The organism is Levilactobacillus brevis ATCC 14869 = DSM 20054, assembly GCF_001433855.1.
Lineage (GTDB): Bacteria > Bacillota > Bacilli > Lactobacillales > Lactobacillaceae > Levilactobacillus > Levilactobacillus brevis.
The window spans coordinates 58158-83151 of record NZ_AZCP01000005.1; the positions used below are offsets into that span (position 1 = coordinate 58158).

The 24994-nt window shown below is 46.5% G+C and carries 26 protein-coding genes and 1 other RNA gene; 20 read left to right on the plus strand and 7 right to left on the minus strand.

The genetic code is table 11. The features are described from left to right. Positions 1 to 51: 51 nt before the first annotated feature. The 3 genes from nrdF to nrdH form a co-directional block, all read right to left on the minus strand. The gene (gene nrdF, locus FC61_RS10095; RefSeq protein ID WP_011667365.1) at positions 52 to 1047 is read right to left on the minus strand and encodes a class 1b ribonucleoside-diphosphate reductase subunit beta; all 996 of its coding nucleotides are present in this window, start codon (positions 1045 to 1047) and stop codon (positions 52 to 54) included. A gap of 34 nt (positions 1048 to 1081) precedes the next feature. After that, entirely contained in the window at positions 1082 to 3247 is a 2166-nt protein-coding gene (gene nrdE, locus FC61_RS10100; protein ID WP_021741465.1) for a class 1b ribonucleoside-diphosphate reductase subunit alpha, read from the minus strand. Between the two features lie 108 nt (positions 3248 to 3355). Further along, a complete protein-coding gene (gene nrdH / locus FC61_RS10105; RefSeq protein WP_011667367.1) occupies positions 3356 to 3583 on the minus strand; it encodes a glutaredoxin-like protein NrdH in 228 nt (75 codons plus the stop codon). Between the two features lie 203 nt (positions 3584 to 3786). On the opposite strand from nrdH, the gene FC61_RS10110 reads away from it, so the two are divergent. The 16 genes from FC61_RS10110 to tsaD all read left to right on the plus strand — a co-directional run bounded on the left by FC61_RS10110 (position 3787) and on the right by tsaD (position 15002). Continuing rightward, positions 3787 to 4398 (plus strand): class I SAM-dependent methyltransferase, encoded by a 612-nt coding sequence (locus FC61_RS10110; RefSeq protein WP_035464368.1) that lies wholly within the window; start codon positions 3787 to 3789, stop codon positions 4396 to 4398. Positions 4399 to 4414: 16 nt separating this feature from the next. After that, complete coding sequence (gene tadA, locus FC61_RS10115; protein ID WP_035464366.1) at positions 4415 to 4966, plus strand: tRNA adenosine(34) deaminase TadA; 552 nt, start codon at positions 4415 to 4417, stop codon at positions 4964 to 4966. A gap of 22 nt (positions 4967 to 4988) precedes the next feature. Next, an RNA gene (gene ffs / locus FC61_RS12325) (signal recognition particle sRNA small type) lies at positions 4989 to 5075 on the plus strand. Between the two features lie 167 nt (positions 5076 to 5242). Continuing rightward, complete coding sequence (gene dnaX, locus FC61_RS10120; RefSeq protein ID WP_021741462.1) at positions 5243 to 6973, plus strand: DNA polymerase III subunit gamma/tau; 1731 nt, start codon at positions 5243 to 5245, stop codon at positions 6971 to 6973. Between the two features lie 18 nt (positions 6974 to 6991). Then, positions 6992 to 7312 (plus strand): YbaB/EbfC family nucleoid-associated protein, encoded by a 321-nt coding sequence (locus tag FC61_RS10125; RefSeq protein ID WP_021741461.1) that lies wholly within the window; start codon positions 6992 to 6994, stop codon positions 7310 to 7312. Positions 7313 to 7333: 21 nt separating this feature from the next. Continuing rightward, positions 7334 to 7933 (plus strand): recombination mediator RecR, encoded by a 600-nt coding sequence (gene recR / locus FC61_RS10130; RefSeq protein ID WP_011667372.1) that lies wholly within the window; start codon positions 7334 to 7336, stop codon positions 7931 to 7933. A 17-nt stretch (positions 7934 to 7950) separates the two neighbouring features. Next, the gene (locus FC61_RS10135; RefSeq protein ID WP_011667373.1) at positions 7951 to 8202 is read left to right on the plus strand and encodes a YaaL family protein; all 252 of its coding nucleotides are present in this window, start codon (positions 7951 to 7953) and stop codon (positions 8200 to 8202) included. Positions 8203 to 8399: 197 nt separating this feature from the next. Then, on the plus strand, positions 8400 to 9044 hold the full coding sequence (tmk, locus tag FC61_RS10140; protein WP_035464364.1) for a dTMP kinase: 645 nt from the start codon (positions 8400 to 8402) through the stop codon (positions 9042 to 9044). Positions 9045 to 9070: 26 nt separating this feature from the next. Next, positions 9071 to 9400, plus strand: coding sequence for a cyclic-di-AMP receptor (locus FC61_RS10145; protein ID WP_011667375.1), 330 nt, complete (start codon positions 9071 to 9073; stop codon positions 9398 to 9400). A gap of 9 nt (positions 9401 to 9409) precedes the next feature. Beyond that, a complete protein-coding gene (gene holB / locus FC61_RS10150; protein ID WP_021741459.1) occupies positions 9410 to 10423 on the plus strand; it encodes a DNA polymerase III subunit delta' in 1014 nt (337 codons plus the stop codon). 24 nt (positions 10424 to 10447) lie between these two features. Further along, on the plus strand, positions 10448 to 10786 hold the full coding sequence (locus FC61_RS10155; protein WP_024525629.1) for a DNA replication initiation control protein YabA: 339 nt from the start codon (positions 10448 to 10450) through the stop codon (positions 10784 to 10786). A gap of 11 nt (positions 10787 to 10797) precedes the next feature. Next, on the plus strand, positions 10798 to 11679 hold the full coding sequence (gene rsmI / locus FC61_RS10160) for a 16S rRNA (cytidine(1402)-2'-O)-methyltransferase (RefSeq protein WP_024525628.1): 882 nt from the start codon (positions 10798 to 10800) through the stop codon (positions 11677 to 11679). 5 nt (positions 11680 to 11684) lie between these two features. Beyond that, on the plus strand, positions 11685 to 12425 hold the full coding sequence (locus FC61_RS10165) for an acyl-[acyl-carrier-protein] thioesterase (RefSeq protein WP_011667379.1): 741 nt from the start codon (positions 11685 to 11687) through the stop codon (positions 12423 to 12425). A gap of 178 nt (positions 12426 to 12603) precedes the next feature. Next, the gene (gene tsaB / locus FC61_RS10170; RefSeq protein ID WP_021741457.1) at positions 12604 to 13326 is read left to right on the plus strand and encodes a tRNA (adenosine(37)-N6)-threonylcarbamoyltransferase complex dimerization subunit type 1 TsaB; all 723 of its coding nucleotides are present in this window, start codon (positions 12604 to 12606) and stop codon (positions 13324 to 13326) included. After that, entirely contained in the window at positions 13310 to 13918 is a 609-nt protein-coding gene (gene rimI, locus FC61_RS10175) for a ribosomal protein S18-alanine N-acetyltransferase (RefSeq protein ID WP_021741456.1), read from the plus strand. Before tsaB ends, rimI begins: the two co-directional genes overlap by 17 nt. A gap of 34 nt (positions 13919 to 13952) precedes the next feature. Beyond that, positions 13953 to 15002 carry a tRNA (adenosine(37)-N6)-threonylcarbamoyltransferase complex transferase subunit TsaD gene (gene tsaD, locus FC61_RS10180; protein ID WP_021741455.1) on the plus strand — a complete coding sequence of 350 codons (1050 nt, stop codon included), beginning with the start codon at positions 13953 to 13955 and terminating at the stop codon, positions 15000 to 15002. An 80-nt stretch (positions 15003 to 15082) separates the two neighbouring features. Here tsaD and FC61_RS10185 read toward each other — a convergent pair whose 3' ends face one another. From FC61_RS10185 to FC61_RS10195, 3 genes are all read right to left on the minus strand, one after another. Beyond that, positions 15083 to 16261, minus strand: coding sequence for a CynX/NimT family MFS transporter (locus tag FC61_RS10185; RefSeq protein ID WP_011667383.1), 1179 nt, complete (start codon positions 16259 to 16261; stop codon positions 15083 to 15085). A gap of 57 nt (positions 16262 to 16318) precedes the next feature. After that, complete coding sequence (locus tag FC61_RS10190) at positions 16319 to 16615, minus strand: ArsR/SmtB family transcription factor (protein ID WP_011667384.1); 297 nt, start codon at positions 16613 to 16615, stop codon at positions 16319 to 16321. Positions 16616 to 16723: 108 nt separating this feature from the next. Next, the gene (locus FC61_RS10195) at positions 16724 to 18676 is read right to left on the minus strand and encodes an ABC-F family ATP-binding cassette domain-containing protein (RefSeq protein WP_021741453.1); all 1953 of its coding nucleotides are present in this window, start codon (positions 18674 to 18676) and stop codon (positions 16724 to 16726) included. 232 nt (positions 18677 to 18908) lie between these two features. Here FC61_RS10195 and FC61_RS10200 point away from each other — a divergent pair, with 232 nt between their 5' ends. From FC61_RS10200 to FC61_RS10215, 4 genes are all read left to right on the plus strand, one after another. Then, a complete protein-coding gene (locus FC61_RS10200; RefSeq protein ID WP_021741452.1) occupies positions 18909 to 19547 on the plus strand; it encodes a redox-sensing transcriptional repressor Rex in 639 nt (212 codons plus the stop codon). A 180-nt stretch (positions 19548 to 19727) separates the two neighbouring features. Continuing rightward, a complete protein-coding gene (groES, locus tag FC61_RS10205; protein ID WP_011667387.1) occupies positions 19728 to 20012 on the plus strand; it encodes a co-chaperone GroES in 285 nt (94 codons plus the stop codon). A 55-nt stretch (positions 20013 to 20067) separates the two neighbouring features. After that, a complete protein-coding gene (gene groL / locus FC61_RS10210; RefSeq protein WP_011667388.1) occupies positions 20068 to 21693 on the plus strand; it encodes a chaperonin GroEL in 1626 nt (541 codons plus the stop codon). A 391-nt stretch (positions 21694 to 22084) separates the two neighbouring features. Then, positions 22085 to 23920, plus strand: a complete 1836-nt coding sequence (locus tag FC61_RS10215; RefSeq protein WP_015473419.1) for an APC family permease — start codon at positions 22085 to 22087, stop codon at positions 23918 to 23920. 253 nt (positions 23921 to 24173) lie between these two features. Here the strand turns inward: FC61_RS10215 and lrgB are convergent, their stop codons facing one another. Continuing rightward, a complete protein-coding gene (gene lrgB / locus FC61_RS10220; protein WP_011667390.1) occupies positions 24174 to 24980 on the minus strand; it encodes an antiholin-like protein LrgB in 807 nt (268 codons plus the stop codon). Positions 24981 to 24994: the final 14 nt, after the last annotated feature.

The window sequence follows — 24994 nt, forward strand, 5'->3', positions numbered from 1 at the left end:
TCCCCCGCCAATACAGCCATAATGGGTGTATCAGCGGGGGATTTTGTTAGCTTATTTACTTGGATCTTGCGGATCAGCTGGTTCACCAATCGTATAGTCATCACTGCTCATGGCTTCAACGTTACCCAGTAGGTAGCCATTCCCGACTTGAGAGAAGAAGTCGTGGTTGGCTGTGGATGTGGAGATCCCATTCATTACGACGGGGTCGACATCTTCTGCGGTATCTGGGAAGAGGGGATCTTGACCCAAGTTCATGAGGGCCTTATTCGCATTGTAGCGGATAAAGGTCAGAACTTTTTCCGTCCAACCAATTTGATCGTAAAGTGTATGGGTGTATTTTTCTTCATTATCGTAAAGCTGATAAAGAAAATCATACATCCAGTCTTTCATTTGTTGTTGTTCAGCATCTGTTAATTCTTTCATTCCCAATTGGAATTTATAACCGATGTAGGTGCCATGGACGGATTCGTCCCGGAGAATTAACTTGATGATTTCAGCCACGTTGTTTAGTTTGTTATGGCCGAGATAATACAGAGGTGTGAAAAAACCAGAATAGAACAAGAAGGTTTCCAAAAAGACACTTGAAATCTTCTTTTTAAGCGGGTGCTCGTCATCGTGATAGAGATCATAAATCCGTTTGGTCTTATTTTGCAAAAATTCTTCAGAGTCACTCCATTGGAAAATTTCGTCGATTTCATCTGGCGTGTTAAGGGTGGAAAAGATCGTTGAATAGCTTTTAGCATGAACGGATTCCATGAATTGAATGTTATTCAACACGGCAGTTTCATGAGGGGTCCGAATATCCCGTCGTAAGGCTGCCATACCGTCTTGGGACTGCAAGGTATCCAATAACGTGAGACCACCAAAGACATGGCCAACGACCCATTGGTGATCCGTATCTAGTGTGCGCCAATCATCTAAGTCGTTAGACACCGGAATTCGTGTATCTAGCCAAAACTGTTCTGTTAATTTTTCCCAAGTTGCTTTATCAATCTCGTCAGAAACTGCGTTCCAGTTAATGGCGTTGTAATTTTCAATTCGTGCCATGGATGACCACTCCTTTTTACTCGTCTAATGGTGCTTAGATAACGCAGCTCTCACATTGGTTAGCGCCGACTTCACCGTTATTATCGGTAAAGGTCCGCACGTAATAGAGGGACTTAATGCCCTTGCGGAAAGCATAGTTGCGCAGAATGCTAAGGTCACGGGTTGTCATCTTATCAGTCCGACCATCTTTCCATTCGTAGAGACCGGCTGGAATGGTTGAACGCATGAACAGCGTCAAACTCATGCCTTGATCCACGTGCTTTTGCGCGGCCGCGTAAACATCAATTACTCGTCGCATATCGGTATCATAGGCTGATTTGTAATAAGGCATCGTGTCGTTGCTGAGATAAGGAGCTGGATAATAGATTTTACCAATCTTCTTTTCCTGGCGTTCTTCGATCCGATTGATGATCGGGTGTAAGCTAGCCGTGGTGTCATTGATGTAAGAGATAGACCCATTTGGGGCAACGGCCATCCGGTTCTGATGGTACAGACCATCTTGCATAACGGCTGCCTTCAGTTCGGCCCAATCCTCTGGTGCGGGTAACCAAACGTTGGCAAATAATTCTTGAACCTTGGCTGACGTTGGCCGCCAATCAGTTTCTGTGTAGCGGTCAAAGTAATGACCATCAGCGTAAGCACTCTTGTCAAAGTTATGGAAGGTCTCGTGTCGTTCTTTAGCAATTTCGTTAGACGCTTTTAACGTCCAGTAGTTCAATAACATGAAGTAGACACTGGTAAAGGCGATACTGTCTTTAGATCCATACATCATGTGATTTTTAGCAAAGTAACTGTGTAAGCCCATAGCGCCTAACCCGATGGTATGACCTAACTGATTACCCTTTTGAATAGAAGGGACGACATCGATATCTGAATGGTCGGTGACATAGGTTAGGGCTCGTACCATGGTTTCCACGGAGTGACCGAAGTCAGGAGAAGACATCAAGTTAACGATATTGGTTGAGCCCAAGTTGCAGGAAATATCGGTCCCTAGCTTGACGTATTCTTGTTTATTGTTGACGGTTGACGGCGTTTGAACCTGCATGATTTCGGAACAGAGATTGCTCATAACGATCCGACCATCAATTGGGTTTTCTCGGTTAGCCGTGTCAATGTTAACAATGTATGGGTAGCCAGACTCTTGTTGTAGCTTACCAATGTCGGTCTCAAGGTCACGCGCCTTCATCTTCTTTTTATGGATATCGGGATTGGCAACCAGATTGTCATATTCGGCCGTGATGTCCACGTATGAGAAGGGTTTCCCGTAAATGCGCTCAACGTCGTATGGGCTAAATAAGTACATATCAGCATCAGCCGCACAGAGTTCGTAGAATTTATCGGGAACGGTGATACCAAGGGATAACGTTTTTAAGCGAATTTTTTCGTCGGCGTTTTCTTTCTTCGCACTCAAAAAGGCCACAATATCTGGATGGAAGACGCTTAAGTAGACGACGCCAGCGCCTTGCCGTTGACCTAATTGATTGGAGTAAGAGAAGCTGTCTTCTAGTAACTTCATTACTGGAACCACACCAGAGGCGGCGCCTTCAATGTGTTTGATGGGATCGCCGGCGCCACGTAAGTTGGACAGGCTAATCCCAACACCACCACCGATTCTGGATAGTTGTAGAGCGGAGTTGATGGTCCGCCCAATGGTGTTCATATCATCGGTTGACTGAATCAAGAAACAAGAGACCAACTCACCCCGGCGAGACCGGCCGGCATTTAAAAAGCTGGGTGTTGCTGGTTGATAACGTTGATGGATGATTTCATCAGCTAAATCATGGGCTAACCGTTGATCACCGCCACCAAAATCTAAGGCGTTCATTGCTACGCGGTCAATGAAATTTTCTAGATAAAATTCATTATCGTCCGTCTTTAGGGCGTATTGGGCGTAAAATTTGTAAGCAGCCATGAAGGACTTAAAGTGGAAATCCTGGGCCTTGAGGTAATCATATAAGTCTTCAATAAAGCTGAAAGGATAAGCCGTTACGACGGCTTCTTCGATGTAGTTTTCGGCAATGAGAAAGTCAAAACGTTCCTTGAGGGAAGCAAAAGTTTTCGTATTGGGGATCACGTTTTCCTTCAAGAAGGCTTGGAGCGCTTCTTGATCCTTGTTTAGCGGAATCTGACCATCTACCGGGATGTTGATTTCATTATTCAGGTCATAGTAAGTGACATCGGGTAAGTGCTTTAAACTCATACAATCAACTCTTCCTTCTCTTAAAAATAGCGGTAAAAATCAAATAAAAATGACGCCACCGTGAACAAACACGACGTCGCCAAGACGGGTTTGTGCCGAGCTAATGTGTTAGCCCGCGATTTGCGTTAACTGGTCTGGGCGAAACCCATAAAAAGCTGGTACACCAGGTGCTTCGACCACTGGGACAGCTTGGAACCCTTTGTCTTTCAAATAAGAAACGTATTCGGGATGTTGATTAATATTCCGTTCTTCAAACTCCACATTGTGTTCGCTAAGGAAACGCTTTGTCATCTTACATTGCATACAATTGTTCTTTGAGTAAATTGTTACTTTCATGGTGAGCCACATCCTCTAAAAATTCATTTATTAATGAGTTCAGTGTACACCAGATATCAAAAAATTCAATCAAAAAAGACACCATATTTGGTAGTTGAAACATACAATAACTACCAAATATGGTGTCTGAACGACTAATCTTTTTTTATTGGCCTCTGCGCACTAACTACGGTAAAATAAAGAGTAAAAGGTGGCGGAGAAATTTGACTAATCACTATTATACACAAAATCCAGATGTTTTACACGAAGAACAGCATTGGCCGTTTACCCTCTTAGGTAACGAATTGTTGTTTACCACCGACAACGGGGTGTTTTCTAAAAATCGGGTGGATTATGGGTCACGGGTTTTATTAGCGGCATTTAACGCGGCCAAAACACCAGTAGGGCCGTGGTTGGACTTGGGGACCGGGTATGGTCCAATCGGCTTGGCGTTAGCAAAGCGATGGCCAGATCGGCAGGTTACAATGGTGGATGTTAATGAATTGGCATTAGAGCTGGCCCGAAAAAACGCAACTGCGAATCAGATTGAAAACGTTGAAATTAAGACCTCAGATATTTATGACCAAGTCACACAACGTTATGCGGCTATCTTAACGAACCCACCGGTCCGGGCGGGTAAGCAAGTGGTAACGGCTATGCTAACCGGGGCTGCCGATCATCTGCTACCCGGTGGGACTTTGACGGTGGTCTTGCAGAAGAAGCAAGGGGCGCCATCGGCGGAAAAGACCATGCAAGCCACTTTTGGCAATTGTACCATTATCAAAAAAGACAAGGGTTACTACATCTTGGAAAGTACGAAGGACGCGTTAGCTTAGAAAGAAGGATACCTGAGTGCGGGAACAAACTTATACGGCGCAGCAGCGTCACTACATGGAAGAAGCACTCTTTGAAGCTGAGCAGGCCGCAGTGATTGGAGAAGTGCCAATTGGGGCGGTTATTGTCCATAACGGTCAGATCATTGGGCGCGGTCATAATCTGCGCGAGCACGGGCATGATGCAACGTTACATGCTGAGATTCGGGCAATTGAAGAAGCATGTGCGACGTTGCAGAGCTGGCGTTTGAACGATTGTCAGCTATACGTTACGATTGAGCCTTGTTTGATGTGTAGTGGGGCCATCATTAATGCGCGGATACCCGAAGTTTTTTATGGCGCTCGTGATCCTAAGGCCGGCGCCGTTGATAGTCTGTATGCTACGCTGACAGACTCACGATTGAATCATACCGTGGCGGTTCATGAGGGACTGTTAGCTAAAGATGCTGGTGAGCGAATGGTGGCGTTCTTTAAAGCAGCCCGTCGCCGACAAAAGGCGGCTAAGAAGGCTAGAAAAGCCACCCAAGTTAACGCTACTGATAAGCTGCTAGACAGCACTAAGAAATCATGATATAGTAGTACTTGCCGTTAAGGCCTTGGAGCAAGGGTGGGCTTACGAATCGTGTCAGGTCCGGAAGGAAGCAGCACTAAGTTTGTTTCGCTTTGTGCTTCAAGTTTATGAGCTAATTCCAACTCCTAGTCATTGACTGGGAGTTTTTTCATGTCTAAAATTATCGGATTAATTTCTACTAAATTCTGATGACTGAGTCGTGACAGCGACCGACTAAAAAGGCTATAATTGAACAGTAATTTTTAATCAGTAATTAATGAGAAGGGGACGACTGGCATGGCTTATCAAGCACTTTACCGGGTGTGGCGCCCGCAACAGTTTAAAGATATGATCGGGCAAGAAGTGGTCACACGTACGCTAAAAAATGCCATTACCACTAAACAAATTAGTCATGCCTACCTGTTTGCCGGCCCTCGAGGAACGGGGAAAACGTCGGCAGCGAAGATTTTTGCTAAGGCGATTAACTGTCATCATCAAACGGATGGTGAGCCGTGTAATGAATGTGACACCTGTCAGGCGATTACCAATGGCACCCTGAATGATGTGATTGAAATCGATGCGGCTTCCAATAATGGGGTCGAAGAAATTCGTGATATTCGCGATAAGGTTAAATACGCGCCAACCGTTGCGGATTATAAAGTCTATATCATCGATGAAGTGCATATGTTGTCAACTGGGGCGTTCAATGCACTGTTGAAAACGTTGGAAGAGCCACCGGCCAATGTGATCTTTATTTTAGCCACGACGGAACCGCATAAGATTCCCGCAACCATTATTTCGCGAACCCAACGCTTTGATTTTAAACGGATTGCGGCCAGCGATAGTTATAGTCGGATGACTTACATCTTGGATCAAAAGGGTGTGACGTACGATGAACAGGCGCTTAAGGTCATTGCTAAGGCGGCCGAAGGGGGCATGCGGGATGCGTTGAGCATTTTGGATCAAGCCCTGTCGTTTGGTGATAATGAGATCACTTTGGATAATGCCTTGCTGGTGACGGGAAGTGTGACCCATGAATTGCTGGCGACTTACATGCAACAGGTCGTGGCGGGTGACACGAAAGCGGCCTTGGCGACTTTACAATCGGTCTTAGAGGCGGGCAAGGATGCAGAGCGCTTCAGCGAAGACGTGATTGGTTACGCGCGGGATCTGTTGCTGTATCAACAAGCGCCCCAGATGGTGGAAGAAGCTGAGATGGGGAGTGTCAGTGAAGATTTCCAGACATTGGCTCAGCAAACACCGGCTTCTGCGATGTATGCCATGATTAATGAATTGAATGCGATTCAACAACAGATGCGCTACACGACCCATCCGGATGTGTATTTGGAAATCTTGACTATCAAGTTGGCTGAAATTGGTCGACAAAAGACTGCGTCAACGACAGCACCAACTGGAACAGTGCCGGCACCGGAGCAGCCAGCCGCTAACGCTAGCGAACTGGCCAGCTTGCAACGTGAGGTTGAACAATTACGGACGACGGTTAAGCATCTGGAGCAGGCACCGACAACACCTAAGGCTGCGACAAAACCACGAATAACGAAGCAGGCTCCGGTTAAAGAGGTCAATTTAGCGAAGATTTATCCAGTTTTGGGGGCGGCTACCCGGGATAAGCTGAATCAATTACAAGAGGTTTGGCCGGACATTCTAAATAGTCTATCGACTTCGCAACGGGCAGTGATGAAGGTTTCTCAACCGGTTGCGGCAGCGGATTCAGGTGTCATTGTGGCGTTTGATTATTCTTTCTTATACCAGCGAGCGACGTCAGATCAAGAACTGACAGACGCACTAGAAAATGGGATGGATCGGATGATTGGGACCGCTTTGCCCGTGGTGTTCGTTCCGAAAGAAGAATGGCCGACGATTCGGAAGAATTATTTGACGGCGCATAAGGATGAGTTGCAAAATACGAATAATGAACCGGCTGAAAGTCAGGCACCTCAGTCTAATCCGGTTGTGGCAAAAGCAGAAGAATTGTTTGGTAGCGTCGTTGACGTGAAAGCAGATTAATAAATGAAAGGATGATTAATGATGCGGAACATGGGAAATATGGGGAATATGATGAAACAAATGCGTCAAATGCAAAAGAAAATGGAAGAGGATCAAGCCAATTTAAATGCGCAGTCCTTTACCGGCGTATCACCAGATAGTTTGGTGCAAGCAACCTTTACGGGCGAACGAAAAATGACGGATTTAACGATCAAGCCAGAAGCAATTGATCCTGATGATCCTGACATGTTGGCCGATTTAGTTTTAGCGGCCGTTAATGATGCATTGGGTCAAGTTGACGATGCGACAAAACAATCGCTAGGGAAGTACACACAAGGGATGAATATTCCAGGAATGTAAGCAAGAAAGGACGTTTGCGGCATGCAGTATCCAGAACCCATTGCCCAGTTGATTGATGGGTACATGAAATTGCCAGGAATTGGACAGAAGTCGGCGACACGTTTGGCTTTCTTTACGATTGATATGGCTGAAGACGATGTGACGGCTTTTTCTAAGGCGTTGATTGCCGCCAAACGGGATCTTCATTTTTGCTCAATCTGTGGCAACATCACGGAGGGTGATCCGTGTTCAATTTGTGCAGATAAGACGCGCGACCAAACCCATGTACTGGTGGTTGAACAACCTAAAGACATCATGGTTATGGAAAAGATGAAAGAATATCATGGCTTATACCATGTTTTACATGGGGTCATGTCGCCGATTGAAGGCAAGGGCCCTGAGGATTTGAATATTGCGAGCCTGATTAATCGACTCCAACAAAACCCTAATATTAAAGAAGTCATTATTGCGACGAACGCGACACCAGAAGGGGAAGCAACGGCAATGTACTTGTCCCGGTTGATTAAGCCGGCGGGTATCAAAGTGACGCGCTTAGCCCATGGCTTGTCAGTCGGCAGCGATATTGAATACGCCGATGAAATGACCTTATTTAAGGCCGTTGAAGGGCGGACAGAGATGTAGGTCAGGAGGCTAGGCAAATGTTTGGTAGAAAAAAACGACAGTTACCCCGTTTAAAGGCAGCATATGATGACCAGCTGTTGACGGCTATCGATCGCGCTAAAGATCGTTGGGACCACGCGAAGCAAACAGAAGAAGCCATTGCGGACGCGGATAATCAGGTAACCGCTAATACAGCTTTGACCCGGCAAACGTATCTCTTTTTATATCGAGAAGCCCGTCGGCGTCAGGTTAAAGGACGGCATATTTCGGCGGCTGTTTTTCGAGATTAATTGGTATTGAGGCTTGAGAGGATTATTCTCAAGCCTTTTTTGCGTGTCAGTAACTGATGGTGCTAGTTAGGTTCCAGTAAGCAAATTTCGGTTAAGTTATCCTCAGCGGATTCTCTGAGAAATCCGGCAATGCAAATAGACATCATTTCTGAATTCAAGTACAATATACCTATCAATAAAAAATGGGGTCGAGTCGATTGTCAGGAACATTTATTAGTTTTGAAGGTCCAGATGGTGCTGGTAAAACCAGTGCATTACAAGCTATTACCACGCAAATCAAACCGGTATTAGGCGATCAACTGGTGATTACCAGAGAACCGGGTGGCAATCCGATTTCTGAAAGTATCCGGGCCATTATTTTGGATCGTGCCAATACGGCAATGGATTATCGAACAGAGGCGCTATTGTATGCGGCAGCCCGGCGGCAGCATTTGGCGCAGACCATTTTACCAGCCTTGGCTGCGGATAAGTTGGTGCTGTGTGATCGGTATGTCGACAGCTCAGTCGCCTATCAGGGTGCTGGTCGACAAATCGGTGAGGACGCTGTTGCTCAAATGAATACTTTTGCAACAGATGGACTGCTGCCCGCCTTGACGGTGTATTTTGATGTTCCTGCCGAAATTGGGTTACGCCGGATTCAAGCTCACCGTGATCCCCAAAAGGTCGATCGCTTAGATGTTGAACAGGCGGCCTTCCATGACCGTGTGCGGGCTGCCTATTTACGGTTACAGGCCGCGCATCCCGACCGTATCAAGCTAATTGATGCCACGCAGAATCGTGAAACGGTTGTGACCACGGCATTAACCTTGATTAAGCAGGCAGCACAAAATTATTTTGACTAAGTAGCGGTATGAGGGAGGAAACGAGTATGAAGTTATTAATTGCCATCGTCCAAGATAAGGACGCAAATCGCTTAAGTAATGAATTTATCGATCATGATATTCGGGCAACTCGGTTGTCAACGACGGGTGGGTTCTTAAAGTCGGGGAATACAACCTACATGATTGGATTGGAAGATGAACGGGTCGATGAAGTCTTAGAAATGATCAAGACAGCTAGTCACACTCGGCAACAGTTCATGACACCACCAGTTAATTTGGATGCGCAATTGGATAGCACATCGGCTTATCCCGTTGAAGTTCAGGTTGGTGGTGCAACGGTCTTTGTACTACCAGTCGATCAATTTCACCAATTCTAGGAGGCTACGATGACTGAAGAATCTGTGGTAGCGGTGGCCCAACGATTGCAGCCACAGTTAGTCACCCATCTCATGACTTTGATTCAAACCAAACGTTTGGCGCACGCCTACCTATTTAATGGTGCTGATGGAACCGGACGCCAGCAGGTCGCACAGACGGTGGCGATGCGGTTATTCTGCCAAAATGTAACAGATAATCTGCCCTGTGGTCAGTGTTCGGAGTGTCGACGGATTTTAGCCGGTGATCATCCCGATGTGGTTAGTGTTGTTCCCGATGGGCAACGGATTAAGGTGGATCAAGTTCGCTATTTAAAAGCGGAGTTTACGAAAAGTGCGGTTGAGGGTAATCAAAAGATCTTTATCGTGGATCAAGTTGAACGGATGACGACGGGGGCTGCCAATAGTCTGCTCAAATTTATTGAGGAACCCGTTGGGAATACCGTGGCATTACTGCTAACGGCTAATAAAAATTTGATTTTGCCAACGATTCTGTCGCGAACACAGATCGTTGATTTTTTGCGAGTAGCGCCGCAAGCGTTGTTAACAGCCTTAGCTGATGCAGGGATAACCCCTAGTCAACGTTACTTATTGACGACCCTGACTGAAAGTGTCACAGCGGCGCAAGACTTAGTGGTCGATGATTGGCTAAAGGATGCGCAGCAAGCGGTTGGTCAGTGGTTTAGCGCATGTTGTACGGGCGATGAACGGGCCTTTGTGCGGGTCCAAACGGAATTGGTGCCGCTAGCACTTAACCGCGACCGACAAGGTGTTTTGTTAGATATGGTGGTTCAAGCTTGGCACGACGCACTTCGGCAGCAAAATGCAACGCTTGAGGCGGCGTCATTGGCGTTTCCCCAGGTGGCACAGGCCAGTCAACAGGTTGCCCAACGGCTTTCAATTGATCAATTGGTACATGTAATGACATTAACCTTAGCAACACGGGGCCAATTGGCTGGTAATTTGAATTTTCAAGCAATTTTAGAAGCCTTGACGCTGGAAATACTGACGATCACGGCACGTTAGGTTAGATATGAAGGGGTGGCAATGTTGGATAAACAGGAAATTTATGATCAATTTAAAAATCTGGAAGGCCAGCTACACGCCATGCTCGCCCAGTTCGCTGACCTCCAGGGTGAAATGACGCAGGCACTGGAGCAAAATGCCGAATTAGAAATTGAAAATCAGCATCTCCGAGAACTTGTGCGAGAACTTCAACGAACGTTGCCGGAGGACCCGGAAACGCCGCAGGGATTGTCTAAATCGCGGCAGATCTTAGAAAAACTGTATGAGGAAGGCTTTCACGTCTGCCGTGAGTTTTACGGAACTCGGCGTAAACAAGACGAAGAGTGCGCCTTTTGTTTAGAGGTTATTTATCGCGATCAATAGGAGGCGTCAACGTGGAACAGCAACGCAGTTTTCAAACTGAAACGGGGGGACACTTGTATCTGGTCCCCACGCCAATTGGTAATTTAGATGACATGACTTTTCGAGCGGTCAAAACGTTAACGGCGGTCGATTTAATCGCGGCAGAGGATACGCGTAACACGCAGAAATTATTAAATCATTTTGAAATTACCACTAAGCAAATCAGTTTTCATGAACATAATACACAAGAACGAATTCCGCAATTGATTGCGAAGTTAAAACAAGGCATGCAGATTGCTCAGGTGAGTGATGCGGGCATGCCGTCGATTTCAGATCCCGGCCATGAATTGGTTAATGCTTGTATTGACGCTCATATACCAGTGGTGCCATTACCCGGAGCAAATGCCGGGCTAACAGCGTTAATCGCATCAGGATTAGCACCACAACCCTTTTACTTTTATGGTTTCTTAGATCGTAAGCCTAAGGATCAAAAAGCGGAGATCGCCGGCCTTGCCCAACGACCGGAAACGTTGATTTTTTATGAAGCGCCCCATCGCTTGAAAAAGACGCTTCAAAATTTGTCGGCTGGTTTTGGCGATGAGCGACCAGCCGTGCTTTGTCGGGAACTGACGAAGCGCTACGAAGAGTTTTTACGCGGCTCATTAGCTGAATTAGCAAATTGGGCGGCTACGGATACCGTTCGTGGTGAGTTTGTCGTATTGGTTGGTGGCAATCCGGCCCCAACGACGGCGGCCACGACGGCGGTTGATTTAAGCGAACCAATCGATGTACAAGTTGATCGATTAATTGCGGCGGGTGAGAAGCCCAATGATGCGATTAAAGAAGTCGCCAAATTACGTGGCGCGAAGAAACAAGAAATTTATCGACAATATCATCATTTAGACGAGGAGTGACCTAGGTGGCCGCAAATGAATTTTCCGAAACACACCGGGTCGTTTACTATGAAGCAGACGATACCGGCCAATTAACCTTAGCGATGCTAATCAATTTATTTGTGTTGGTATCAGAAGACCAAAATGATGCTTTAGGATTGAGTACGGCCTTTGTTCAAAGTCATGGTGTTGGTTGGGTCGTTACCCAATACCACCTCCACATTGATGAATTGCCACGAACGGGTGCCCAAGTAACGATTAAGACGCGGGCAACGGCCTATAACCGTTACTTTGCGTACCGGGAATACTGGTTATTAGATGATGCTGGTCAAGTGTTGGCCTATGGCGAAGGTATCTGGGTGACAATGAGTTATGCAACACGCAAGATTACCACCATCCCCGCCGAAGTCATGGCACCTTACCACAGTGAAGAGCAAACGCGTCTACCACGGTTGCCACGACCTGATCACTTTGACGAGGCCGTGAATCAAACGCTCAAACCTTATACCGTTCGTTACTTTGATATTGATGGTAACGGGCACGTGAATAATGCCCATTACTTTGACTGGATGTTAGATGTTTTGCCAGCAACTTTTTTGCGGGCGCATCATCCGACTGATGTAAAAATCCGATTTGAAAATGAGGTTCAGTATGGGCATCAAGTTACCAGCGAATTGTCTCAAGCAGCGGCCTTAACAACGCAACATATGATCAAAGTGGGCGACCTTACAGCGGTTAAAGCGACGATTCAATGGGATAACCGCTAACTTTTGGTTAATTTCAAGCAGGGTTACTGTGGTTCTTAGCAGTTTGTGGTAGTATAGTAAACTGATAAAAGCAGTGAATGGACGTAATTGCCGCGGAAGTATCACTAGCGGTGGGCAATTGGGGACAGCTCGAGTGCCCCATTTTGGTAAAGCACAGTGAAGGGGAACACAAGATATTATGAAGATTTTAGCAATTGATACGTCGAATCGACCGCTGAGCGTTGCGGTATTGGACGATACGACCGTTCTTGCGGCTATTACGGTGACGGTTCATCAGAAACATGCAGAATATCTGTTGCCGGAAATTGAACGACTTTTAGCCATGGCGGCTCTAAAACCAGGTGATTTAGATCGGGTGGTAGTGGCTGCTGGTCCGGGGTCGTACACCGGCATTCGGATTGCGGTGACAACCGCCAAGACTTTGGCAGCAACTTTGGATCTAGACTTAGTGGCCGTATCCAGCTTAGCGACGTTAGCTGCTAATGTGCCGGTTGAGGGTGCGTTGGTGGCTCCCATTTTTGACGCGCGGAATCAAAACGTCTTTGCCGGGTTATACCGGATTAAAGCGGGCATGCCGGTACCAGTGATTGCCGATGCGCACGTCAATATCACAACATTTTTGACGGCAGTGACGGAGTATGCGGAACCCGTTTGGTTTTTGGGCGATGCGGCTCACTTTGACGACCTGATTAATACCACTGTCTCTGCGGCGACACCAGGCGTGAGTCCGTGGATGAATTTGCCACAAGCTGCCACGATCGGTCTGTTGGGCCAGCAGCTCAGTCCGGTGACTGACGTTGATCGGTTCGTGCCAAACTATTTACGTTTAACGCAAGCAGAAGCCGAATGGCGAGCTAAGAACCCTAATGAGGATACTGAATCGTATGTTGAAAAAATTTAAAGTCTGGTATAAAAATGTATTTGGGAGTCGTCGTGAACTCGTCCGTGAAGAAGCCATGGATGTGAAAAATCATCGGGTCGAAATACGCGATACCACGTATTTTGTCGCTAAGGCGTTGTTTACAGATATCCCAGAGATGATTGATATTGAACGCGCTGTTTATGCCGGAAAGGCGCCCTGGGATGCCACGGCGTTTGCCAACGAATTGCGGCGGGAAAAAGACCGATTGTATTTGGTTATTCGCAAGAATGATCGGTTATTAGCCTTCATTGGCAGCACGTTTGATGAACGGACGCGAGACGCGCATATTACGAATATTGCTGTCTTGCCTGACTATCAAAGTCGGGGGCTGGGTCGTTTTTTAATGGGGATTATGATTAAAAAGGCTCGGCACTTAAATTACAAGACCGTTAGCTTGGAAGTTCGGGTATCCAATAAAAATGCGCAAAAACTTTATCGTGATTTGGACTTCGAACAAACCGGTATTAAACGGGGGTATTACTTCGGTGACCACGAAGATGCTGCCGATATGGTTTTGTATTTAAAAAATGACGAAGCTGATGCATCGGTAGCAACCGAAAAGGACGAGTAGGCACTTGGCCACTCGTCTTTTTGCGAGAAAATAAATGGGAGTGAGTCCAACGGAAAAGCGAAATTTGATTTTAGCATTCGAATCAAGTTGTGATGAAACAAGTGTGGCAGTGATTGAAGACGGTCATCGGATTTTATCCAATATTGTGGCTACGCAGATCAAGAGCCATCAGCGTTTTGGTGGTGTTGTGCCAGAAGTTGCCAGTCGTCATCATATTGAAGAAATTACCTTGTGCATTGAAGACGCGCTTGCCGAAGCTCAGGTTAGTTATGATGATCTGACTGCAGTGGCCGTTACTTATGGACCAGGATTGGTAGGGGCGTTATTGATTGGTGTAACAGCGGCTAAGACCGTTGCGTTTGCCCACAATCTGCCGTTGATTCCGGTGAATCACATGGCGGGTCACATTTATGCTGCCCGCTACGTTGAACCAATTGAATTTCCAGCTATGGCGTTGTTGGTATCTGGCGGGCATACGGAATTGGTTTACATGCCAGCAGAAAATCAATTTGAAATTATTGGTGAAACGCGCGACGATGCCGCCGGGGAGGCTTATGATAAAGTGGGTCGAGTGATGGGCGTTAATTATCCGGCTGGTAAGACGGTGGATGACTGGGCGCACCAAGGCCACGATACCTTTAAATTTCCCCGAGCAATGGAAAAAGACGATAACTTCGATTTCAGTTTCAGTGGATTGAAGAGTGCTTTTATTAACACCACCCATCATGCCGACCAGATTGGCGAAACGCTTAATAAGCAAGACTTGGCGGCTAGTTTCCAGCAGGCTGTGGTCGACGTGTTAGCCGAGAAAACCCAACGGGCATTGGCCGATTATCCAGTTAAACAATTGATTCTGGCTGGTGGCGTTGCTGCCAACCGTGGGTTACGGGAACGACTAGCAGCTGATCTAGCCAGCAACCCCACAACGCATTTGGTCAAGGCACCCTTGAAGTTGTGTGGAGATAATGCAGCGATGATTGGTGCGTTTGCCTACGTGGCCTATCAACATGGTGTTTTGGCGGATACGAGCTTGAATGCCGACCCTAGCTTGGAGTTTGATTGGGTAGCTGATCCAGTTAAATAGTTGATGGTCATTTGATTGATTGAAAATAAATCGCGATAAATATAAAAGAGTGAGCCGGCCTAGCCAGTTCACTCTTTTTGTTAATCATAAATCGTGTCTCGCCGATAAACGAGAATACCGGCCAAAGTTAAGAGAATCGAAAACCCAATTGCGAGCCACAAAACCAGTGACCAGCTGAGCTGGCCTAACCACCCGAATAAGACGGGACCCGCTGCAGCTAGGAGGTAGCCAGCAGACTGAGCCATACCGGAGAGGTCTGCTGTTTCAAAGCCATTAGTCGTTTGTTGCGTGAAGAAGATTACGGCGAGATTGAAAGCAGCGCCGGAGCCAAAGCCCAACAGTAAGCATAATAGCACGGCAACACTAAAGGAGAAATGGGGAAGCAAGATGCCTGCCGTTCCCCCAATGAAGCCAACGCCGACTGTCCCAATCATAGCGGCAGTTCCGCGATGAGAGTTTGACAGGGTGGGGACTAAGTAGGCGAGTGGTAAGCCGGCTAGTTGCATCACCGTGACCAAGTTTCCTGCCGCAATGGTTGAAAATCCCCGGGTACTAAGAATGGTGGGTAACCAAGTGAGCAAAGAGTAATAGACCAAAGCCTGTAACCCAAAGAAGGCGGTGACAATCCAGGCGCGAGGGGTGCGCCAAACGCTGGGATGGGTATCAGGGGTATGATGTGCCGTTATCACGGGTGCTGGGTGATTGAATTTTAGATTGGGTAACCAGACGACTAAGTTCACAAGCCCGATTGCGGATAACACGGCAATGGTTAATGAAAGTGGCCAGTGTGCAGCAAGGACGCCAGAAAGTCCGGTGCCCAACGATCCAATCAATAACATCGATAGCGTGTATTCACTGGTTGCTACGTTAATTTTAGTGGGGAAATTATCCTTAATGACGGCTGGAATGAGGACGTTACCGCCATCAACACCGATCCCGACCAGAAAGGTTCCCAGTAATAGACTGGCTACGGTGGGGATGACCCGTAAGTAACTGCCCACCGCCAGTAAGATCAGCATGACATAAATGGTCCATTCATTACCAAAGCGGCGCCCCCAGCGCGCAATCAATGGTGACATGACAGCGAACGTTAGGAGGGGAATAGTGGTGATAAGCCCAGCTAATGAACTGGGCAGACCAATCGTTTGCTGGAGACTGTGCATGAGCCCAGGCATCATGGTGATGGGGAGCCGCATATTGGTCGCCACTAACATCATCCCTAAGGTGAGGTAGCGACTGTGTTCGTGTGGTGTGTTCATGATATCAACTTCTCTTTCTCTCTTATTTCGATGATTATCGAACAATGAAGGCAAAAACTACAGGGTTGCAAGGAACCCTGGTAAGACGCGATCGAACGTTGATTGACGTAACGATAGATACTTGGTCTGTGCGACCTGACGGGTATTGGTTAAACCGACTAACCGCAATGCTTTGAAATGATAAGACACGGTTGACTTGCTAATATTCAACTGACCCCCAATCTCACTGCAAGTCAATTCACGTTGGGCCTGATAGAGCACCCGAATGATCCGTAAGCGGTTTGGTTCAGCCAATGCTTTAAAGATGGCGGCTCGTTCATCGTCAGTGACCAATGAGGCTGTTTCGATATTCATAGAACTAAGTATACCTATTTTAGTGAGATTCGCAAGATGAGTCAGCAAAGAAACGCAATTTAAAAAAGCCACCCCAGGGGAGTGGCTAGAGAGACTAAGTGATAGACATTAGTCAGCAAAATTTTCTAACGCGAGACTCTTTTCAGTCCAGTCGTCTTCAGTTTGAGCGAGCGTGGTGGTAACAGTCGTGAGTTGGGCCTGTAAATCAGCCAATTTAGCGACGTCGTTAAAGTTCTCGGGAGCGCTCATGGCAGTTTCGATTTGTGACTTTTCAGTTTCTAACTGCGCGAGTTGTTCTTCTAAGGCGTCAACTTGACGTGAGAGTTTGCGTTTGGCTTTTTGCTGTTCTTTTTGTTGTTGATAATCAACCTGCGTTTTCTTAGGAGCAATTGTTGTTGGGTGGGCGGCTTCCGCCTCAGCCGCTTCCTTCTCGGCATACGCTGTTTGCTCCGCCTTTTTAGAAACGTAGTAGTCATAGTTGCCCAGATAACGGGTCGTTCCCTTTGGACCGAGTTCAACGACTTGCGTGGCGACTTGATTGATGAAATAACGGTCATGGGAAACAAATAGAATCGTGCCATCAAATTCGTTCAGAGCGTTTTCTAAGACTTCGCGGCTGTCGATGTCCAAGTGGTTAGTCGGTTCGTCGAGCATTAGGAAATTATCGTGACGAAGTGCTAACTTGGTCAATAGCAGGCGTGCCCGTTCGCCCCCACTGAGACTATGCACGCTTTTATCAACATCACTACCGGTAAAGAGAAAGCTACCCAAAATTGAACGAATATCGCCTTCGCGGGTCGTGGGATGATCATCCCAAAGTTCGTGGAGCACCGTTTTTTTCTCGTGCAGGGTGGCTTGGTCCTGGTCATAGTAACCAGTGTCCACACCAGTCCCAAAGATAATCTGTCCTTGAATGGCGGGGAGACGTCCCAAAATGGTTTTGAGAAGCGTTGATTTACCAATGCCGTTAGGTCCCACAATGGCGACCGCTTGGTGCTTTTTGATGTCTAAGTTAACGGGGGCACAGAGGATCTGTTGGTCGTAGCCCACTGCACCGTTCACAACATCTAAGACGACGTTACCACTCTGACGGTGTGGTTGAAATTGGAAACGGGCGACCTTTTCGTCACCCTCGGGCTTGTCAATTCGGTCCATCTTTTCCAATTGTTTCCGTCGCGCTTGAGCCCGCTTAGTCGTGGACGCTCGGACAATGTTTTTGTTAACAAAGTCCTCGAGTTTAGAAATTTCGGTCTGTTGTTTATCGTACTCTTTCCATTCCTGGCGTAAGCGCTCAGCTTTAGCAGTGATGTAATGGGAATAATTGCCGGGGTAGTGAACCAAGCCACCATGGGCCATATCGTAGACGTCGTTGACAACATGATCGAGAAAGTACCGGTCATGGGAGACAACCAAAATGGCACCTGAGTAGCCCTGAAGGTAACTCTCTAGCCAGGTCAAGGTTTCTACGTCCAGGTGGTTAGTCGGTTCATCTAAAATGAGCAAGTCGGGTCGTTCAAGCAAGAGTTTGGCTAGGGCTAATTGGGTACGCTGCCCACCGGAGAGTTCATTAATGGGTTTGTCATAGTAAGCTTCACCAAACTCAAATCCATGTAAAACGCCGCGAATCTCAGCTTGATAGCCGTAACCATTATGGTCACTGAAGTCCTGTTGTAATTGATCGTAGGTCGCGCTGATTTGTTGGAACTGTTCCGTATCGGCAATTACTGCCGGGTCACTCATTTGCTGTTCAAGATCATGAATGCGATCTTCCATAGCACGGACTTCAGCGAAGACACTAAGCATCTCATTCCAAACAGTCTCACTGGAAGCCAGACCGGCATTTTGGGCTTGATAACCAATCGTCAATCCACGCTTAGTGGTAATTTGGCCTTCATCAGGCGTTGTTTCACCAGCAATCATTTTAAGCAGCGTTGATTTGCCGGCACCGTTACGGCCAACTAAGGCCACGCGCCCGTGTTCGGGGACATCTAAACTAACATTTTCAAAGAGGACACTGGCGCCAAAGCGGCGAGTGACCTGCTGTACTTGTAAGAGAATCACAGTGACTAAACCTCCTTTTTCCGTTTAAAAGTCATGGGTCTATTTTAGCATATTCTTAGAGCAGACCGAAATTCCGAAATAATTGTGAAAAATATTTGCAAATTCTTTCACAAAGCGGGCGGCTATGCTATAATTTATAAGAAAGCAATTTTCACAATCAGTAAACAATTTTAGAGAAAGCGTTGTTGCCAATTGGTGATGACGACTAGGGTTGATTAGGAGGTCTCGTTTTTTGACAGAACAAAAAATTCCTCGCGCCACAGCGAAACGGTTACCCATTTATTACCGTTATCTCAATATCCTGTTGGACGCGGATAAAACACGGGTTTCATCGACAGAGCTATCTGAAGCCGTTAAGGTGGATTCAGCGACTATTCGGCGTGATTTTTCGTATTTCTGTGCCTTAGGCAAACGGGGATATGGCTATGACGTTGAGAGTTTGATTAAGTTCTTTAAGAAAATCTTGAATCAGGATCGGCTAACTAATGTGGCCCTAATTGGGGTTGGGAATCTGGGACATGCCCTATTAAACTTTAATTTTCATCAGGATGGCAATGTGCGAATCAGTGCGGCCTTTGATGTTAATGAGACCATTGCCAACACCATTCAAAGTGGCGTCCCTATCTATCCGATGACAGATTTACGGACACAATTGGAAGAACAACAGATTCAAGTGGCTATTTTAACCGTTCCTTCCGATGTCGCCCAGTCTGTTACGGATGACGCCGTTGCCGGTGGCGTCAAAGGAATCTTGAACTTTACACCGCTACGAATCACGGTACCAAAAGATGTCCGCGTACAAAACGTTGATTTGACTAATGAGTTGCAAACACTCATTTACTTCTTGGAACATTACAATAGCAAAGAATAATTGGAAGTCGTAATCGATTGTGATTGCGACTTTTTGGTTGTCATGAAAAAGATGGGCGAATTACTTTGTCAAATTCCTTGATTTTTACTGGGAAAAACCATATATTAGATATTGTTGATTAGCACTTATGTTAGTCAAGTGCTAACAGTGCTAAAAAGTAAGTTTATTGGAGGGATTTAAGTGTTAAAACCATTAGGAGACCGCGTCATTTTAGATCAACCACAAGAAGAAGAAACCACGGTTGGCGGCATTGTTTTAGCAAGTAATGCGCAAGAAAAGCCATCAACGGCAAACGTCGTTGCTGTGAGCGATGGTCGTGTGTTAGACAATGGCGACAAGGTAGCCCCAACTGTTAAGGTTGGCGACAAGGTATTGTTCGATAAGTATGCTGGTACTGAAGTAAAGTATGACGGCCAGACTTACCTTGTTTTACACGAAAAGGATTTAGTTGCCGTTATCGACTAAGCCTTTCCCACTGATCTAAGAGACAATTAAAAATAATATGAGGTGAATTTGAATTATGGCTAAAGAATTGAAGTTCTCTGAAGACGCACGCAGCAAGATGCTTGCTGGTGTTGATAAATTAGCGAACACCGTTAAGACCACCTTAGGACCTAAGGGGCGTAACGTGGTTCTCGAACAAAGTTATGGCAACCCAACCATCACTAACGATGGGGTAACAATTGCTAAAGCAATTGAATTAGAAGATCACTTTGAAAATATGGGCGCAAAGCTCGTTTCCGAAGTTGCTTCCAAGACCAACGATATTGCTGGTGATGGGACCACTACGGCGACTGTATTGACGCAAGCTATCGTTAACGAAGGCATGAAGAACGTTACCGCTGGGGCTAACCCAGTCGGAATCCGTCGTGGGATTGAAAAGGCGACTGGTGCCGCTGTTGATGCTTTGCACAAGATGTCTCATGACGTTAAGACTAAAGATGATATCGCCCAGATTGCTTCCATTTCTTCTGCAAGTAAAGAAACCGGTAAGTTAATTGCGGACGCCATGGAAAAGGTTGGTAACGATGGTGTTATCACCATTGAAGAATCCCGTGGGGTTGATACGAGCTTAGACGTCGTTGAAGGGATGCAATTCGACCGTGGTTACATGTCACAATACATGGTCACGGATAATGATAAGATGGAAGCAAACCTTGACAATCCATACATCTTAATCACAGACAAGAAGATTGCCAACATCCAAGACATCTTGCCATTGTTGCAATCAGTTGTTGAACAAAGTCGTTCACTCTTAATCATCGCTGATGATATCACGGGTGAAGCTTTGCCAACCTTGGTCTTGAACAAGATGCGTGGAACGTTCAACGTTGTCGCAGTCAAGGCACCTGGCTTTGGTGATCGTCGTAAAGCACAATTGCAAGATATCGCCGTTTTGACTGGTGGGACTGTGATTACCGATGACTTAGGCTTGAACCTGAAGGACACGACGATTGATCAATTGGGTCAAGCCCAAAAGGTTAACGTGACTAAGGATGACACCACGGTGGTTGAAGGCGCTGGTTCTAAGGACCAAATCGCTGCTCGCGTGGCTGAAATCAAGGGCCAAATTGAAGACACCACGTCTGACTTTGACCGTGATAAGCTGAAGGAACGTTTAGCTAAGTTATCTGGTGGTGTTGCTGTGGTTCGGGTCGGTGCAGCTACTGAAACCGAATTGAAGGAACGCAAGTACCGGATTGAAGATGCCCTGAACGCGACTCGAGCTGCCGTTGAAGAAGGCTTCGTTGCTGGTGGTGGTACCGCATTGATCAATGTTATCGGTGACGTTGCTAAGCTTGAAGCTGAAGGCGACGAAAAGACCGGGATCAACATCGTTTTACGTGCTTTGGAAGAACCGGTTCGTCAAATCGCACAAAACGCCGGTGTTGAAGGCTCTGTTGTGGTTGAACACCTGAAGGGTGAAAAGCCAGGTGTTGGTTACAACGCTGCTGACAACAAGTACGAAGACATGGTTGCTGCGGGAATTACCGACCCAACTAAGGTAACCCGTTCTGCTCTGCAAAACGCTGCTTCTGTATCTGCTTTGTTGTTGACGACGGAAGCCGTTGTGGCTGAAAAGCCAGAAGACAATCCAGCACCAGCTGCACCAGCAGCTAATCCAGGTATGGGCGGCATGATGTAAGCGTCGACCATCAATGGATAAATTTTAAGCATTAAAGTGAAGGAAGAATCCACCAAAATTTGGTAGGATTCTTCTTTTTTTGTCATTAGCGATAAAAATCTAGAAAATAGCCAGTCGTTAAAACACAGTCAGGCCGGTGCTTAACTCAGTCATGCCGTCAATAATAGGGGCGCAATAAATTAAAGTGAAAATCAACCCTTTATTTCTCAGGCCGTTTGCTGGATAATAGAAAAGTTCGCAAACACATTCGGGTGTTGCGAACTGCTTGAATTGTGGTAATGTGGAGCTAGTTGTAGTAGACTTACCACACATTCAAATGTGATGTAAATGTGCACTTATTGGCGGGTTACGGCCCGCTTTCATTTTTATTGGAGATAAGGAGTAAATAGTCATGTGGCGTTATTTAAAGCGGGTTTTAATTGGAAAACCCCTCAAGACCATGGACGAAGGCGGTCAGGCGCTAACGAAGTTTAAGGCGTTGGCCCTATTGTCGTCTGATGCGTTATCATCCGTGGCTTATGGTACTGAGCAAATCACAACCGTCCTCATCACGTTGTCGGCGGCAGCCCTTTATTATCAATTGTGGGTCGCTGCTTTGGTGTTGGTGCTGTTATTTGCGATCACGCTTTCTTACCAGCAAATCATTCACGCCTATCCTTCTGGGGGTGGCGCTTATGTGGTGGCTAGCACGAATTGGGGGCAATCAGCCGGACTAGTCGCTGGTGGGTCGCTGTTGGTTGATTATATGCTGACAGTGGCGGTATCAACGACTTCGGGGACTGAAGCGATTACGTCAGCGATTCCGGCCCTGTATCCGTATTCGGTGCTAGTATCGGTGCTGATTGTGATTGGGATTATGTTGCTGAACCTACGGGGGATGCGCGAATCGGCATCATTTCTAACCCTTCCGGTTTACCTATTTATCTTCATGATTATTGTGATGATTGGGGTCGGATTCTATAACATTGTTAGTGGTCATATTACCTACCATGCGGCCGCATCAGTGGGTCAACCGGTACAAGGGATGACACTGTTGCTGTTCCTTCGGGCCTTTTCTTCTGGGTCATCATCCTTAACTGGGGTGGAAGCGATTAGTAATGCCGTTCCTAACTTTAAGGAGCCTAAACGACACAATGCGGCGGCAACCTTAGCAATTATGGCCGGCATCTTGGCAATCTTCTTTGCTGGGATTACGTTCTTAAGTTATTACATGGGGATTCGTCCTCAAAGTAATCAAACGGTACTCTCCCAGATTGGGATTGGCGTTTTTGGTCACGGTGTCTTGTATTATCTGTTGCAATTATCAACGGCCCTGATTTTGGCGGTTGCCGCTAATACAGGGTTCTCAGCATTTCCAATCCTAGCGTATAATTTGGCCAAAGATAAGTTCTTGCCACACGCCTACCTAGACCGTGGCGATCGGTTAGGGTACTCTAACGGGATTATTTCATTGGCCGTTGGGGCAATTGTCCTAATCTTCATCTTCCATGGTCAAACGACACTACTGATTCCCTTATATGCATTAGGGGTTTTCGTGCCATTTGTGCTATCGCAGTCAGGGATGATTATTCACTGGTTTAGAGAGCGCGAGGGCTTCTGGTTAGGCAAAGCATTTATTAACTTAATCGGTGCTGGGATTTCACTGGGACTAGTCGTGTTATTACTCCTCTTACACTTTGGCAACGTGTGGCCATACGTCATCATCATGCCACTGGTTTTATTGCTGTTTTATCGAATCAACGGTCATTACCATAATGTCGCCAAACAATTGCGGGTGGCAGCGAAGGAAAAAGCAGATATCCATGAGTACGATGGGGCAACCGTTATTGTCTTGGTTAGCAACATCACTCGGGTAACAACTGGGGCCATTAATTATGCCCGCTCAATTGGTGATTATGTTATTGCCATGCATGTGTCCTTTGATGAGAACCCAGAGAAGGAACATAAGACGGCGCAAGAGTTTAAAGAAGAGTTTCCGGATATTCGTTTCGTGGATATTCACTCGTCGTATCGGTCAATTGCAACGCCAACCCTGCGTTTCTGTGATGTGATTGCGAAACGGGCTGCTGAGCGTAACTTTACAACGACCGTGTTGGTACCGCAATTTGTACCGCGGCATCCTTGGCAGAACGTTTTGCATAACCAAACGGCATTACGTTTACGAGCGATTTTAAACTCACGGGAAAACATCATTGTTTCAACTTATAATTATCACTTAAAAGAGTAGTTCAGTTACTCAGCAAAATAAAATGGGATCACCAGGCGTTAATGGCTGGTGGTCCCATTTTTTAATGCCGGAAAACATGCAGCGAAGAGACGGTCTAATTGGCTCAGCGTAAGTCTTTAACCGATTCTGGCATAAGCTATCAATTATCAGCTTAACCGGCTAATTAGGGGACGTCAGGCTGCTGAGAAGTGAGCTTTAAGTGTAAAGAAAAACACCGACCTCAATTAGGTCGGTGTTTAGATTGAAATTAGTTTTAGTACAAGCCCATCATTGATGCAAATGGTGGTACCACGATGTCAACGACAATCGAGATGATAACCACAGCGATGGAAGCCATTGAACCTTGGATGGAACCAAGTTGTAAGGCCTTAGCAGAACCAACCGTGTGACCGGCAGTTCCTAAACCAAGTCCGGCACCGATAGGATCGCTGTTAACCCGGAATAACTTAACGAGCCAGTCACCCAAGGCGTAGATGATAACGGCGTTCAGGATGCAGACCATTGCAGTGATCGCCGTGTTCCCGCCGATTGCACCGGCAATTGGCATTGCGATCGCAGTCGTAGCAGCTTGTGGCAACATTGATGCAATTCCCATGTTGTCCAAACCAAACAACTTCGATACACCGTAAATGACGAACAGTGAAATAACCAATCCAACGATTAAGGAAAGAATAATTTCTAGCCAGAACTTCTTGACCACATCATTCCGCCGATACAACGGAATGGCGAAGGCAATCGTTGCTGGGTTCAGGAACCAGAAGATAATGTTCCCACCAGGTAAGTAGGCTGACTTGTAGAACGTTGCGGTATCCGTCCCGAAGGCGTGAGCCATTAAGTAAAGCACGAAGATCCCTAAGACCATCCCAACAAATAGGGGTTGGAATAAGAAGAAGCCCTTACCGATTTTGAATAACCATTGGCCAATTAAGTAGACCATTAATGATAGAAAAATACCAAATAAAGCATTACCGGCAGAAGCACCAGCGGCGTTAGTCCCTAAGGCGTCGCCGAGCCATTTGCCCCAAACTGCCATGTGGGCGGTTGCTGTTAAAGTAATCATAAATTTTCATCCTT

What these genes read in the sequence shown, in the direction of transcription:
- nrdF (WP_011667365.1), bottom strand. Translation starts at nt 1,047, where the DNA reads ATGGCACGAATTGAAAATTACAACGCCATTAACTGGAACGCAGTTTCT.
- nrdE (WP_021741465.1), bottom strand. Translation starts at nt 3,247, where the DNA reads ATGAGTTTAAAGCACTTACCCGATGTCACTTACTATGACCTGAATAAT.
- nrdH (WP_011667367.1), bottom strand. Translation starts at nt 3,583, where the DNA reads ATGAAAGTAACAATTTACTCAAAGAACAATTGTATGCAATGTAAGATG.
- dnaX (WP_021741462.1), top strand. Translation starts at nt 5,243, where the DNA reads ATGGCTTATCAAGCACTTTACCGGGTGTGGCGCCCGCAACAGTTTAAA.
- FC61_RS10125 (WP_021741461.1), top strand. Translation starts at nt 6,992, where the DNA reads ATGATGCGGAACATGGGAAATATGGGGAATATGATGAAACAAATGCGT.
- recR (WP_011667372.1), top strand. Translation starts at nt 7,334, where the DNA reads ATGCAGTATCCAGAACCCATTGCCCAGTTGATTGATGGGTACATGAAA.
- FC61_RS10135 (WP_011667373.1), top strand. Translation starts at nt 7,951, where the DNA reads ATGTTTGGTAGAAAAAAACGACAGTTACCCCGTTTAAAGGCAGCATAT.
- FC61_RS10145 (WP_011667375.1), top strand. Translation starts at nt 9,071, where the DNA reads ATGAAGTTATTAATTGCCATCGTCCAAGATAAGGACGCAAATCGCTTA.
- holB (WP_021741459.1), top strand. Translation starts at nt 9,410, where the DNA reads ATGACTGAAGAATCTGTGGTAGCGGTGGCCCAACGATTGCAGCCACAG.
- tsaB (WP_021741457.1), top strand. Translation starts at nt 12,604, where the DNA reads ATGAAGATTTTAGCAATTGATACGTCGAATCGACCGCTGAGCGTTGCG.
- rimI (WP_021741456.1), top strand. Translation starts at nt 13,310, where the DNA reads ATGTTGAAAAAATTTAAAGTCTGGTATAAAAATGTATTTGGGAGTCGT.
- tsaD (WP_021741455.1), top strand. Translation starts at nt 13,953, where the DNA reads ATGGGAGTGAGTCCAACGGAAAAGCGAAATTTGATTTTAGCATTCGAA.
- FC61_RS10185 (WP_011667383.1), bottom strand. Translation starts at nt 16,261, where the DNA reads ATGAACACACCACACGAACACAGTCGCTACCTCACCTTAGGGATGATG.
- FC61_RS10190 (WP_011667384.1), bottom strand. Translation starts at nt 16,615, where the DNA reads ATGAATATCGAAACAGCCTCATTGGTCACTGACGATGAACGAGCCGCC.
- groL (WP_011667388.1), top strand. Translation starts at nt 20,068, where the DNA reads ATGGCTAAAGAATTGAAGTTCTCTGAAGACGCACGCAGCAAGATGCTT.
- FC61_RS10215 (WP_015473419.1), top strand. Translation starts at nt 22,085, where the DNA reads ATGTGGCGTTATTTAAAGCGGGTTTTAATTGGAAAACCCCTCAAGACC.
- lrgB (WP_011667390.1), bottom strand. Translation starts at nt 24,980, where the DNA reads ATGATTACTTTAACAGCAACCGCCCACATGGCAGTTTGGGGCAAATGG.